11 protein-coding genes are annotated in these 13,496 nt (G+C 62.7%); 3 read left to right on the forward strand and 8 right to left on the reverse strand.

Features of this window, described 5'->3' with window-relative positions; all coding sequences use genetic code 11:
- Positions 1-87 precede the first annotated feature (87 nt).
- Positions 88-1,542 (reverse strand): dihydropyrimidinase, encoded by a 1,455-nt coding sequence (gene hydA / locus AC07UR_RS16300; protein ID WP_209791070.1) that lies wholly within the window; start codon positions 1,540-1,542, stop codon positions 88-90.
- 82 nt (positions 1,543-1,624) lie between these two features.
- Entirely contained in the window at positions 1,625-2,875 is a 1,251-nt protein-coding gene (locus AC07UR_RS16305; RefSeq protein WP_327795864.1) for a Zn-dependent hydrolase, read from the reverse strand.
- A 284-nt stretch (positions 2,876-3,159) separates the two neighbouring features.
- On the opposite strand from AC07UR_RS16305, the gene AC07UR_RS16310 reads away from it, so the two are divergent.
- A complete protein-coding gene (locus AC07UR_RS16310) occupies positions 3,160-3,813 on the forward strand; it encodes a TetR family transcriptional regulator C-terminal domain-containing protein (RefSeq protein ID WP_209791069.1) in 654 nt (217 codons plus the stop codon).
- A 116-nt stretch (positions 3,814-3,929) separates the two neighbouring features.
- On the opposite strand, the gene AC07UR_RS16315 is transcribed toward AC07UR_RS16310, so the two are convergent.
- From AC07UR_RS16315 to AC07UR_RS16330, 4 genes are all read right to left on the reverse strand, one after another.
- Entirely contained in the window at positions 3,930-4,859 is a 930-nt protein-coding gene (locus tag AC07UR_RS16315) for a DMT family transporter (protein WP_234941906.1), read from the reverse strand.
- A 152-nt stretch (positions 4,860-5,011) separates the two neighbouring features.
- On the reverse strand, positions 5,012-6,688 hold the full coding sequence (locus AC07UR_RS16320) for an adenylate/guanylate cyclase domain-containing protein (protein ID WP_209791068.1): 1,677 nt from the start codon (positions 6,686-6,688) through the stop codon (positions 5,012-5,014).
- A 139-nt stretch (positions 6,689-6,827) separates the two neighbouring features.
- Positions 6,828-7,199 carry a VOC family protein gene (locus AC07UR_RS16325; RefSeq protein WP_209791067.1) on the reverse strand — a complete coding sequence of 124 codons (372 nt, stop codon included), beginning with the start codon at positions 7,197-7,199 and terminating at the stop codon, positions 6,828-6,830.
- Between the two features lie 45 nt (positions 7,200-7,244).
- Complete coding sequence (locus AC07UR_RS16330; protein ID WP_209791066.1) at positions 7,245-8,144, reverse strand: LysR family transcriptional regulator; 900 nt, start codon at positions 8,142-8,144, stop codon at positions 7,245-7,247.
- Positions 8,145-8,250: 106 nt separating this feature from the next.
- On the opposite strand from AC07UR_RS16330, the gene AC07UR_RS16335 reads away from it, so the two are divergent.
- A complete protein-coding gene (locus tag AC07UR_RS16335) occupies positions 8,251-9,273 on the forward strand; it encodes a zinc-dependent alcohol dehydrogenase family protein (protein ID WP_209791065.1) in 1,023 nt (340 codons plus the stop codon).
- A 107-nt stretch (positions 9,274-9,380) separates the two neighbouring features.
- Here the strand turns inward: AC07UR_RS16335 and preA are convergent, their stop codons facing one another.
- On the reverse strand, positions 9,381-10,694 hold the full coding sequence (gene preA / locus AC07UR_RS16340) for an NAD-dependent dihydropyrimidine dehydrogenase subunit PreA (protein WP_209791064.1): 1,314 nt from the start codon (positions 10,692-10,694) through the stop codon (positions 9,381-9,383).
- Between the two features lie 20 nt (positions 10,695-10,714).
- Complete coding sequence (locus AC07UR_RS16345) at positions 10,715-12,076, reverse strand: NAD(P)-dependent oxidoreductase (RefSeq protein WP_494700048.1); 1,362 nt, start codon at positions 12,074-12,076, stop codon at positions 10,715-10,717.
- 313 nt (positions 12,077-12,389) lie between these two features.
- Here AC07UR_RS16345 and AC07UR_RS16350 point away from each other — a divergent pair, with 313 nt between their 5' ends.
- Complete coding sequence (locus AC07UR_RS16350; RefSeq protein WP_209791062.1) at positions 12,390-13,343, forward strand: sugar-binding transcriptional regulator; 954 nt, start codon at positions 12,390-12,392, stop codon at positions 13,341-13,343.
- Positions 13,344-13,496: the final 153 nt, after the last annotated feature.

Here is a 13,496-nt window from a genome sequence, read left to right on the forward strand (position 1 = left end):
ACCGAGCCGAAGCGTCCCACCGGTGTGGCGGGACATGTCCGGTGGGACAGAGTGGTGTGAAGACGTGCAGGCCGCGAAACACCAAAATTACACCCCGGTCGCCGGGATACCGCTGCGCTGGACGGCGCGGGGGGCGGTAACTTCCTTCCACGTGGTGAGCGCGGTGCTGACGGCCGGGAACGGATCGCGGCGGACGAATTCGCCGTGGCCTTCGCGCGTCTTGATCGTGCCTTCCTCGATGGCGACGATGCCGCGGGTCAGCGTGTAGCGCGGCAGGCCCTTTACTTCCTTGCCCTCGAATACGTTGTAATCGATCGCCGACTGCTGGCTCTTGGCCGAGATCGTCTTCGTGCGCTTCGGATCCCAGACCACGAGGTCGGCGTCGGCGCCGACGAGCACCGCGCCCTTCTTCGGGTAGACGTTGAGGATCTTGGCGATGTTGGTCGAGGTCACCGCCACGAACTCGTTCATGGTGATACGGCCGGTGTTGACGCCGTGGGTCCAAAGCATCGGCATGCGGTCTTCAAGTCCGCCGGTGCCGTTGGGGATCTTGGTGAAATCGCCGACGCCAGAGCGTTTCTGCTCTGATGTAAAGGCGCAGTGATCGGTTGCCACCACCTGCAGAGAACCGGAAGCAAGGCCGGCCCAGAGACTGTCCTGATGCAGCTTGTTGCGGAACGGCGGCGACATCACGCGACGGGCGGCGTGGTCCCAATCCTTGTTGAAATATTCTGACTCGTCGAGCGTCAGGTGCTGGATCAGTGGCTCGCCGAAGACGCGCATGCCCTTGGCGCGGGCGCGGCGGATCGCTTCATGCGCCTGTTCGCAGGAGGTGTGGACGATATAGACAGGGCTTCCAGCCATGTCGGCGATCATGATCGCGCGGTTGGTGGCCTCGCCCTCGACTTCGGCCGGCCGCGAATAGGCGTGCGCCTCCGGGCCGTTATTGCCTTCGGCCAGCAGCTTGGCCTGCAGTTGTGCGACGACGTCGCCATTTTCCGCATGCACGAGCGGCAGGGCGCCGAGTGCCGCGCAGCGCTGGAAGGACGAGAACATCTCGTCGTCGTCGACCATCAAGGCGCCCTTGTAGGCCATGAAGTGCTTGAAGGTGTTGATGCCCTTATCCTTGACGATGGTCTCCATCTCGTTGAAGACCTGCTCGCCCCACCAGGTGATCGCCATGTGGAAGGAATAGTCGCAGTTGGCGCGCGTCGACTTGTTGTGCCACATGTCAAGCGCTTCGAGCAGCGACTGGTTGGGCGAGGGCAGGGCGAAATCCACGACCATCGTCGTGCCGCCGGCGAGCGCTGCCCGGGTACCGCTTTCGAAGTCATCGGAGGAGTAGGTGCCCATGAAGGGCATTTCGAGGTGTGTGTGCGGGTCGATGCCACCCGGCATGACGAAACAGCCGGTGGCGTCGAGCGTTTCGTCGCCGTTCAGGTTCGGGCCGATCTCGACGATCCTGCCGCCTTCGATCTTCACATCCGCCTTGTAGGTCAGGTCGGCGGTGACGATGGTTCCGCCCTTGATGACAGTGCTCATTGATTTTCACCCTCGCGATTGTGCTTCCGGTGGCCGTTCGGCCGCCACGAAAAAGGGCGGAACTTTCGTCCCGCCCGCAAACTCATTCGACGATTTCGGCCGTTTCGACGACGGCGTGGAAGAGGACGTCGGCTCCGGCGCCTGCCCACTCCCTGGAGATGTCCTCGGCCTCATTGTGGCTGAGGCCGCCGACGCAGGGGCACATGACCATCGTGGCGGGCGCGACCTTGGCGGCCCAGCAGGCATCGTGTCCTGCGCCGGAGATCAGGTTCATATGGCTGTAGCCGAGCCGCTCGGCGGCGTTGCGCACGGCGGTGACGAGTTTCGGATCGAAGGTCACCGGCTCGAAATGGCCGATGGCCTCTACGGAGCAGCCGACGCCGAGGGCATCGGCAATCTTCGGCGCCTCCGCCTCGATCTTCGCGCGCATGCGGTCAAGCTTGGCCTTGTCGGGCGAGCGGATATCGACGGTGAAGACGACCTTGCCCGGCAGCACGTTGCGGGAATTGGGCGAGAACACCACCTGGCCGACGCCGCCGACGGCCCCCGGCTGGTTTTCCATCGCCACGCTTTGGACCATTTCGATGATGCGCGACATGGCAAGGCCGGCATTGACGCGCATGTTCATCGGGGTCGAGCCGGTGTGCGCCTCGCGCCCGGTCAGCGTGAATTCCAGCCACCACAGGCCCTGACAGTGAGTGACGACGCCGATGTCCTTGTTTTCGGCCTCAAGGATCGGGCCCTGCTCGATGTGGTATTCGAAATAGGCGTGCATCTTGCGGGCGCCGACCTCTTCGTCGCCGACCCAGCCGATGCGCTTCAATTCATCGCCGAAGGTCTTGCCCTCCGGGTCCTTGCGGCCATAGGCAAAGTCCTGGCTGTGCACGCCGGCAAAGACACCGGAGGCGAGCATGGCAGGCGCAAAGCGTGCGCCTTCCTCGTTGGTCCAGTTGGTGACGACGATGGGATGCTTGGTCTTGATGCCGAGATCGTTCATGGAGCGAACGACCTCGAGGCCCGAGAGCACACCGAGCACGCCGTCGAACTTGCCGCCCGTCGGCTGGGTGTCGAGATGGGAGCCGACATAGACGGGAAGGGCATCCGGGTCGGTGCCGGGCCGGGTGAAGAACATGTTGCCCATGGTGTCGACACCCATGGTCAGGCCCGCTTCATCGCACCAGGACTGAAAGAGCTTACGGCCTTCGCCATCCTCGTCCGTCAGCGTCTGGCGGTTGTTGCCGCCAGCGATACCAGGGCCGATCTTGGCCATGTCCATTAATGTATCCCACAGGCGGTCGGCATTGACGCGCATGTTCTCGCCAGGTGCTGCCACGGCGGTCTCCTCATTCTTTCGGACAGCGCCTTGGGTGGCGCATGCCCCTCATGTTCCCTTGGTCAAATCCAGGCTTGGTTTTTTCTGGTGCCCTTCGATCAGTCGTTGCCTTTGCTGGCGAACTGGCTGATAATTTGACCGGTTGGTAAACATTACAACTTCCGTTGCGGCACTCAAGCCGGAAAAGCAAAAAAACGAAGTTGTTGCCCGAAAAGATGGCGGCGCCGAAAATTGGGCAGAGACCGACTGGGCGGATCAGCGCGCAGGCACCGGCAGGGGGCGAAATGGTACTTCCGAGAGCGGCCAGGACCCAGAGGCGTACACGCATCCAGGGTGAGAAGGAAGAGCGCATTCTGGAGGCGGCGCTGGAGGTGTTTTCGGCCCACGGCTTTCGCGGTGCGACCGTCGACCAGATCGCCGATGTGGCCGGCATGTCGAAGCCCAACCTGCTTTATTATTTCCGCACCAAGGAAGCGATGCATCGGGCGCTGATCGATCGCGTGCTCGACACCTGGCTCGATCCGCTGCGCGCCTTCGACGCCGGGGGAAACCCGGTCACCGAGATCCGCAGCTACATTCGCCGAAAGCTGGAGATGGCGCGCGATTTCCCGCGCGAAAGCCGGCTGTTTGCCAATGAGGTGCTGCAGGGCGCGCCGCATATCGAGGACGAACTCAAGGGGCCGTTGAAGGAACTCGTTGACGAGAAGGCGGAGGTCATCCGCGCCTGGACCAAGGCCGGCAAGATCGCCAAGTGCGATCCCTATCACCTGATCTTTGCGATCTGGTCGACGACGCAGCACTATGCCGACTTCGACGTACAGGTGCGCGCGGTGCTCGGGCAGGGCAATTCCGGCGAAGGGCGGTTCGAGGATGCGGCGCGCTTTCTCGAGCGCCTGTTTGTCGATGGGCTGCAGGTCAGCGAACAGCCGATCTCCTGAATGGCCTAAAGCGCATCGCGATCGCTCAGAGTCGCGTTACACGCTTTAGGCTCTTGTTTTTACGCATGTCGTTATCGCAAAACCGCGGCACACTTTTGCGCGACATGCTTCAGACATCAATCCGGCAGCAGCGCCATCAGCGCCAGCCCGCAGGCCGTCGTCAACGCGCCGGCAAGGACGGGGAGGCTGACCCAGCCGTGGCCGAGAATGCCTTCAAGCAGAATGATGAAGCTCGGCGTCAGATAACCGTAGCCGAGCACCTTCGACGACGGCAACCGCATCGAGGCGAACTGCAGCAACAGGAAGGTGATCGCCGTCGTCACGACAGCGAGATAGACGACGGCAATCCAGACGATGGCCGGCAGGCTTGAAAAGTCGGTGGTGGCAAGGCCGACCGCGCCGGGAACGAGCAGCCACGGCACGGTGCAGGCGGCGACCCAGAATCCAAAGGCGAAAGGGTTTTCCTTGCGATCGAACTTGCGGATCAAGGGCACATAGATCGCGTGGCAGATGACGCCGACGAAGAAGATCAGCTCACCCTGACCGATATCGAAGGCGAGGATCGCCTGGACGTTCGCGCGAAAGATCACCCAAACGGCGCCAAGTGCGGCGATGATCAGGCCGGCGAGCACGCCCGGCCGCGTGTGCTGGCCGAGCAGCAGGAAGGCGAAGCCCGCGCTTAACAGCGGCATCAGGGTGAAGACGGCGCCGGTCGAAACCGGATCGGTGAATTCCAGCGCCTTGAACATGGTCAGCATGTAGACGGCGATCAGCCCGCCAAGGATGAGAAAACGCCACAGCTGTTTGGGGATGTGAAACGGTACTCGCGCATAACCGAAGGTAAGCGCGCCGAGCACGACGACAGTCAACAGATAGCGCCAGAGCGTCAGCGGACCTGCACCCATATGCTGTGCCGCCAGGCCGCCGAAGGAGAAGGAGCCGGCGATCAGCGCCGAAAAGGTCAGCATCGCCAGATGCGCCTTGAGCTTTTCGACGCCCTTGGCGTGGCTCTGGTGCGCCGTTTTCGGCGAGACGTCCTGTTTCATGCTGGCTTCCGGAACTGGAGATGGCGAAGGATGCGTGTGCCCACGCACCTATAGAGCATTTCCGGTGTAAACGGAGTCATAGTAACGCCCTATCGCTTTGTTTCTACGCATTTCCTGACGGAAAACCGCTTCGCACTTTTCCTGGAAATGCTCTAAGCCGGAGCCGGTGACGGTTGCAAGGCCTTGGCAATATCGCCGGCGTCCTCGACGATCCAGGTTTCGAGTGTCGCCTGGCGTCCGCGAAGGCTGATGTCGAGCCGCTTGTGCGCCTCCATCACCACACCGGCGCGGTTGACGAGTTCGGCCGAGACGGCAAGCTGGGCGTCGTGCTCCTTGGCAAGGCCTTCGAGCCGGCTCGCGGTGTTGATGGTGTCGCCGACGGCGGTCAGCGACGTTGCCTGACCGTAGCCGATCTCGCCGATGATGGCCGGGCCGGCATGCATGCCGATCGCGATCCTGAGCGGCTCGTCGAGTTCGCCCTCGAAGGTCTGGTTGAGGGCGTCGATACCCTTGGAGATGCGCACGGCGGCTGCCAGCGATTGCTGGCAGGCCTCGGTGAAGGAGCTCTTCAGCCCGAAGATGGCGAGAGCGCCATCGCCGATGAACTTGTCGATGACGCCGCCGGAATCCTCGACCGCCTCGCCGACCATCTCGAAATAGCGGTTCAAGAGGAAGACGGTATCGAAGGGCAGCTTGTGCTCGGCGATGCTGGTAAAGCCGCGCAGGTCGCAGAAGAGCACGGCGATGCGCCGCTCGCGGCCTTCGCCGTCCTGGCGCACCAGCTGCTTCTTGATGCCGATGCTGTCGGTATCGAGGATGGGAACGACGGTGACGTTGTGGACGGGGCGGAACTGGCAGGCAAGCCGCACATTGTCCGGTGCGCCGATCCGCGTCAGCGTCGTCAACTCGGCATCCTCCGGCCCCGGATTTCCTTCAAGGCCTTGAATCACCCGCACGCGGCAGGTGGAGCAGCGGCCGCGGCCGCCGCAGACCGAGACATGCGGAATGCCGGCGGCGCGGCTCGCCTCCAGCACACTGAAACCGAGATTGACGGTGGCGACGCGGCCATCGGGATAGCGGACGCGAATGCGCCCACCCTTGGGCAGGATGCGCAGGATGAAGGTTCCGCCGATCAGACCGGCAAAGCCGAGGTAGAGGCCGAACCGGATGTCTTCGAGCAGGTTGACGTCGTAGGCCGGTCTGATTTCGGCCCTGTCGCCGTAGCCGCCATGCTCTTCGTAGACACGTTCGAGCGAGCGGGCGCCGCTGAAGAAGCCGAGCAGCGCGAAGATCGGTACGAGGATGGCGACCGTATAGAGCAGGATTTCATAGCGCGGAAACCAGGTGCGCCCGCGCATCCAGAACCAGGCGCCGAGACAGCCGTGGCTCCAGGCGAGCAGCAGGGCCAGCGACTGTCGGGTGGTATTGGTCCAGCTCGACCAGAGCGCGCGCAGCATGCCGGGATAGTCGGCTTCCACGCCGGTCAAAAGCGGCTCGATCCGCGTCGCGGTGACGTGGCCGATGAGCAGGAACGGCAGGCTGAGGCCGAAGACGATCTTCAGCGCCTCGCGCATCGGCATGCGCAGCGTCTGGCGCCGGTAGAGGCTGTCGAGCGCCATGATGAAATGCGCCAGCAGCGCGCCATAGAGCAAGATCGTGCCGGGCACACTATGCCAGACGACGTTGAAGACCTTGCGGCCGGCTTCCATGGCCTCGACGGAGATCAGGCCGAGCGAATGGTTGAGAAAATGGGCAAGGATGAACGTACCAAGCACTGCCCCGGAGACGAGGTGAATGCGCTTGCGTCTATTGGCGGAAATGATCGTCAAATAGCGAGCCCAGCTCTGCCGGCGAGACGCCGGCTTCGGTTCTTTCCCCCTTTATTATCCAGATCGCATACGCCGACAACTTACCTTTTCTACACAATCTGTTTCGTTATCGTGTCTTGCGCGTCATCGGTCGCCGGCGCTATTCGGCGGGGTTCGGCTGCCAGAGTTCGATCGGGTTGCCCTCGGGGTCGTGGAGCCTGGCGAAGCGGCCGTTCGGATAGGTTTGCGGATCGGTCGTCACCTCGATGCCCGCAGTGCGCAGTTGCTCGACCATCGCGTCGAGATCGTCGACGCGAAAGTTGACCATCCACATTTGTTCTCCACGGCCGAAGTAATCGGTATCGCGCTTGAACGGCGCAAAGACGGTGCTGCCAGCGCGCTGCTGCCAGCAACTGTCGTCGTAGTTCGAAGGCACGGTGTCTATGCCGAGGTGGGCCTGATACCAGGCAGCGAGCCGGTCCGGATCGTCGCTGCGGAAGAAAAGCCCGCCGATTCCTGCCACTTTCTGCATGTCGATTGCCTCCCTGACCTGAGTCCGCGGCGGCTGCCGTTGCCGTCATTCCATCATGGGCGGCAGGCGCGCGGCAAGCGTATCGATGAGCAGACGCAGCTTAGGCGGCATGTATTGGGTTTTCGGCCAGACGACGTAGGCGCCGTAGGAGAGGGCGGGCGCATCGGCAAGTATCCGCACGAGCGAACCGGAGGCTATGCGGCTGCCCACAAGCCAGCATGGCAGCCAGGCGATACCGAAACCGTCAGCCGCCGCGTCGGCGATCGACGTCAGGTCGTCGAGGCGCAGCCGCGCCGGCGGGGTGACGGCCTGCGTCTGGCCGGCCTTGGCCGGAAAGGACCAGGCGAGGGGTTGACCGCTGCGCCGGTAAAGGATGGCCTGATGCGCCATTAGGTCTTCAATCGTCTTCGGGGCGCCGTTCGCTTCGATATAGGCCGGAGAGGCGCAGACGATCATGCGCTGGTCGGCGATCTTGCGCGACATCAGTTCGGGATCGCTCCGCAGCGGGCCGGAGCGGATGGCCAGATCGAAGCCATCCTCGATGAGGTCGACGTTGCGGTCGCTGAAGTTGAGGTCGAACTCCAGGCGCGGATGCATCCGCAGCAGTTCGGACAGAAGCGGCATGACGCATTGGCGGCCGAAATGCACCGGCATCGACAGGCGCAAGCGCCCCTGTATCTCCTGCTTGCCGGATTCCAGCAGCGCTTCGCCGGCCCTGATTTCACTGAGCGCCCTCAGGCAGTTCTCGTAGAACAGCTGACCCTCGTCGGTCAGGCTCTGCGTGCGGGTGGTGCGATGAAACAGGCGAACGCCGAGCCTCTGTTCCAGCTTGGCGACTGTCTTGCCGACGGCCGAGCGCGACAGGTTGAGCCTTTCGGCGGCTGCCGAAAAACCACCGGCGTCTGCTGCTTCCACAAACACCGAAACGCCACTGAGATAGCTCATTTTTGTATCCCTCAGGGAACCAATATGACGAAATCATATCGTAACTGGAGAGTTAATTTCAACGCTATGCTTTCTCCATCAGATCAATCCAATGAAAGGAAAGACCATGGCAAGACTGATGAAGCAGTGGACGATCGATGCGCTGGGCGCTCAGAACCTCAAGCTCGTCGAACGTCCCGTTCCGGAGGCGGGCCCGGGCGAAGTGCTCGTTCGAACCACCGCCATATCGCTCAACTTTCGCGACAAGCTGGTGCTCGAAAACGGCATGGGCATGCCGCTTGCCTTCCCCTTCGTGCCGGGCTCCGACATGGCTGGCGTCGTCGAAGCGGTGGGCAGCGACGTGACGCGCTTTCGAGCCGGCGATCGCGTCATTTCCGTCTTCGATCCCACCTGGATCGACGGGCAAAAGCCGGGGACTGCGCGTCACCCGACCTCGTTTGCGCTCGGTGGTCTCAATCCCGGTGTCGCGTCGGAATATGTCGCCTTCCCTGAGGACTGGTTCGTGCACGCGCCTGAGAGCATCGATGACGGTGAGGCCAGCACCTTGCCCTGCGCCGGTGTGACGGCATGGTATGCTCTGGTCGAAAAGGGACGGCCGAAGGCCGGCGACCGCGTCGTCGTGCAGGGGACGGGCGGCGTTTCGCTGTTCGGGTTGCAGATCGCCAAGGCGCATGGCGCTGAAGTTATCGTCACGTCGGCAAGCCGTGACAAACTTGAGCGTGCGCTTGCTCTTGGCGCCGACCACGGCATCGATCGCTTGAACGAAGATTGGGTCGAGCGTGTGCTTGAGATCACCGGCGATCACGGTGCCGATCATATCCTGGAGCTCGCCGGTGGCGCCAATCTCGGCCGTTCGCTGGAGGCGGTGGCTGTGCAGGGGAGGATCTCGGTTATCGGTGTACTGGAGGGCGCGGAGATCTCGGCGCCGGTGCCGCCGGTGCTGCTGAAATCTCCGGTCATTCAAGGCATCGGCGTCGGCCATCGCCGGGCGCTGGAGGATCTGGTGGCTGCTGTCGACCAGACCGGCCTGAAGCCCGTGGTCGATGCGCGCTACCGGTTCGAGGATTTCCGCGACGCGCTGGCGCATCTCGATCGCGGCGCCTTCGGCAAGGTGGTGGTCGAGGTGTGAGACGCCTTTGACAACAACGCCGCCGGATTGTTGCTCCGGCGGCGTTTTTCGTGGGCTAAAGCGGTTCCAGGAACCCGCTGCGGTTTCCTGGAACCGCTTTCGCCTGCCTATTCCGCGGCCTGGCGGGCCATCGGATTGTTCGGATGCGTCGTCCAGTTGGCATAGTTCGGATCGACCGGCTTGCCGGTGCGCTGATCCATGCTGCCTGCCGGCAGCTCTTCCATGGTAATGCAGTTCTCGACGGGACAGACGTTGACGCAGAGATTGCAGCCGACGCACTCGTCTTCCATCACCTCGAAATGGCGCACGCCATTGACGAACTGGGTGATCGCCTGGTGGGAGGTGTCCTCGCAGGCGATGTGACAGCGGCCGCACTTGATGCAGGAATCCTGATCGATCTTGGCCTTGGCGATGTAGTTGAGGTTGAGGTACTGCCAGTCGGTGACATTCGGCACGGCGCGGCCGGTGATGTCGTCGAGATTGCGATGACCCTTGGCATCCATCCAGTCGGAGAGGCCGGAGATCATTTCCTGGACGATCTTGAAGCCGTAGGTCATCGCCGCGGTGCAGACCTGCACGTTGCCGGCGCCAAGCACCAGGAACTCGGCCGCGTCGCGCCAGGTGGTGATGCCGCCGATGCCCGAGATCGGCAGGCCGTAGGTCTCGGGATCGCGGGCGATCTCGGCGACCATGTTTAGGGCGATCGGCTTGACGGCCGGGCCGCAATAACCGCCATGGGTGCCCTTGCCGCCGACCGTCGGGTTCGGTGCGAAGTTGTCGAGATCGACGGAGACGATCGAGTTGATCGTGTTGATCAACGACACGGCATCGGTGCCGCCGGCCTTGGCCGCCCGCGCCGGCTTGCGCACGTCGGTAATATTCGGCGTCAGCTTGGTGATGACGGGCATGCGCGTGTACTGCTTGCACCAGCGCACGACCATCTCGATATATTCCGGCACCTGTCCGACCGCGGCACCCATGCCGCGCTCGGACATGCCGTGCGGACAGCCGAAGTTAAGCTCGATGCCATCGGCGCCGGTTTCTTCCACCAACGGCAGGATCGCCTTCCAGGCCTCTTCCTCGCAAGGCACCATGATCGATGCGATCAGAGCTCGGTCCGGCCAGTTCATCTTGACCTGCTTCATTTCCCGCAGGTTCACATAGAGGTCGCGGTCGGTGATGAGCTCGATGTTGTTGAGGCCGAGCAGCCGGCGGTCGGCGCCCCAGATCGCGCCGTAGCGCGGGCCGTTGACGTTGACGACGGGCGGTCCTTCCTCGCCGAGCGTCTTCCAGACGACGCCGCCCCAGCCCGCCTTGAAGGCGCGCTCGACGTTATAGGCCTTGTCCGTCGGCGGCGCGGAGGCCAGCCAGAACGGGTTCGGGGATTTGATGCCGACAAAATTGTTGCGTAGATCAGCCATTGTTCCGTCCTCCCGATCCGTTATGCAACGGCGCTCGCCTGCGGCATGGCCGCGGCGAAAGCCCGGTTGATCGCTTCGGCTGCATCGCGCCCATTGGCGACGGCCGACACTGTCAGGTCTTCGCCACCCACAACGCAGTCGCCACCGGCCCAGACATTGGCAAGCGATGTCTTGCCTTCCGCATCGACAACGATGCGGCCACCCTCGAACGCAAGCGAGCCGAGGCCCGACGCCTCGAAGGTCTGACCGATCGCCTTGAAGATCTGGTCTGCGGCTATGATACCCGTTTCGCCGGTCGCGGTCAGCTTTCCATCGACGAGCGTGGTGTATTCGAGCTCGATGCCGGCGACCTTGTCGTCCTTCAGCGCGATGCGCTTGGGCTGGAGCCAGTGGCGGATGGTGACGCCCTTGGACGCTGCCAGATCCTGCTCGAATTCCGACGCGTTCATATGCTCCTTGCCGCGGCGGTAACAGATCGTCACCTCCTCGGCGCCGAGCAGCTTTGCCTGGACGGCGGCGTCGATGGCGGTCATGCCGCCGCCGAGAACGACAATGCGGCGACCGACGGCAATGTCGGCCTTGGTCTTCGACTGGCGAAGGGCGGCGATGAAGTCGACGGCATCATCGATGCCTTCGGCATTTTCGCCTTCGATGCGCAACGCATTGACGCCAGCAAGGCCGAGGCCGAGGAAGACGGCGTCATACTGCTCGCTCAGGTCTGCAAGCGAGAAATCGCGGCCGAGCGCCTGGCCGTGGCGAACTTCGATGCCGCCGATCGACAGGACGTAGTCGACTTCGCTCTGGGCAAAATCGTCGACCGACTTGTAGGCGGCGATGCCATATTCATTGAGGCCGCCGGATTTCTCCCGGGCGTCATAGATGACGACCTCGTGGCCCTTGACCACAAGGCGGTGAGCGCAGGCAAGCCCTGCCGGGCCGGCGCCGACGACGGCAACCCTTTGACCGGAGGCGGCGGCGCGGGCGTAGAACTGTTTGTTCTCCTTCATGGCGATGTCGGTTGCGTAGCGCTGCAGGCGGCCGATCTCGACCGGGCGCTCCTCGGCCGTGTTGCGCACGCAGGCCTGCTCGCAGAGCGTTTCGGTGGGACAGACGCGGGCGCACATTCCGCCCAGAATATTCTGGTCGAAGATGGTCTTGGCCGAGCCGATGGGGTTGCCCGTCGATATCTGCCGAATGAACAGCGGGATATCGATGGAGGTCGGACAGGCCGTCATGCATGGCGCGTCATGACAGAAATAACAGCGGTCGGATGCGACCAATGCCTCGTGCCTGTCGAGGGCTGGATGGAGGTCGGAGAAATTGGTTTCGTAGTCCGCGAGCGGCAGGCGGCCGCCGAGGATCCCAGATTGCGTCGTTCCCATTTTTGGCTCCCAATGTTTTCTCAGGATGATGGAACGGTAACACGCTTTATTTTTTTATCAAACGGTAAAAGTTTGCCGTCGAAATGACCTGAAAGCCTTGTGCTCCGGCACTTTGCCGTAGACGTGCCAAGTGCTTGTTCTTGAGCGCTGTTTGACAGGGCAGGGCAAATAGTGGCAGCAAATCAGAGCGGGATGAGGAAAAGTGTGTGCGGGTTTCCGCCCGCATCCGGATCTAGCTCAGGGAAGCGATCACGATGTTTTTGGGTGAATCCGACCCCAAGACGTCGCGATCGCGGGGGAACGGAGAATTGGCATGGCGCGCAGGGCTGAGGCGAACAACAGGCTTGACGATGCTGCCCGCGCGGGCTGGCTCTACTATGTCGCCGGCCGCACACAAGACGAGATCGCCACGGTCATGGGCATCTCGCGCCAATCGGCGCAGCGGCTGGTGTCGCTCGCCATGGCAGAGCGCCTGATCAAGGTCCGGCTCGATCATCCGATTGCCGCATGCCTGGAGGCCGCCGAACGGCTTCGCGAAAGATACGATCTCAGGCATGTGGACGTGGTGCCGAGCGATCCTGGCTCGAGTTCGACGACGGTCGGCATCGCTGAAGCCGGAGCTGCCGAGATCGAGCGCTGGCTCAAATTGCCCGAGCCCCAGGTTCTGGCGATCGGCACCGGCCGCACCCTGAAGGCGGCGATCGACCAGCTGCCGGCGATGGAATGTCCGCAACATCGCATCGTGTCACTGACCGGCAATATCGGGCTCGACGGCTCGGCCGCCTATTACAACGTCATCTTCAGCATGGCCGATGCGGTCAAGGCGCGGCATTTTCCAATGCCGTTGCCGGTGCTCGCCTCGTCGGCGGAGGAGCGCGCGGTGCTGCACAGCCAGAGCCTCGTCCAGGTGGCGCTGAAGCTCGGTGCGCAAGCCAATGTCGCCTTTGTCGGCGTCGGCGAGCTCGGCCCCGACGCGCCGCTTTGCCAGGACGGGTTTCTGTCCCAGGACGAAATGGGGCAGTTGACGAAATCGGGTGCAGCCGGGGAGATCTGCGGCTGGATGTTCGACCAAGACGGCGCGTTGATGGCCGGCAGCTTCAACGATCGCGTCGCCTCGGTTCCGCTCCCATCCCGTGACAATGCCTCGGTGATCGGTCTCGCCAAGGGACGGCGCAAATACGAGGCGCTGAGGGCGGCTCTCAAGGGCCGGATCATCAACGGCATTATCACCGATGAGGCGACTGCCGCCTACCTGCTCAACGCCTGATCGCACCGATTCCAGTTGACGGAGGCCGGCCATGCACCGGCCTTTTGGCGTTCATATGATCGCTTGCTGATAAAAAATCGACAATCAAAACAGCTTTGTAACCTTTCTGTTTGCAGCGCAGCAACGAAAGCGGATTGACATTCTTTTACGATA

The organism is Ensifer sp. GW821-FHT05G01, assembly GCF_059419585.1.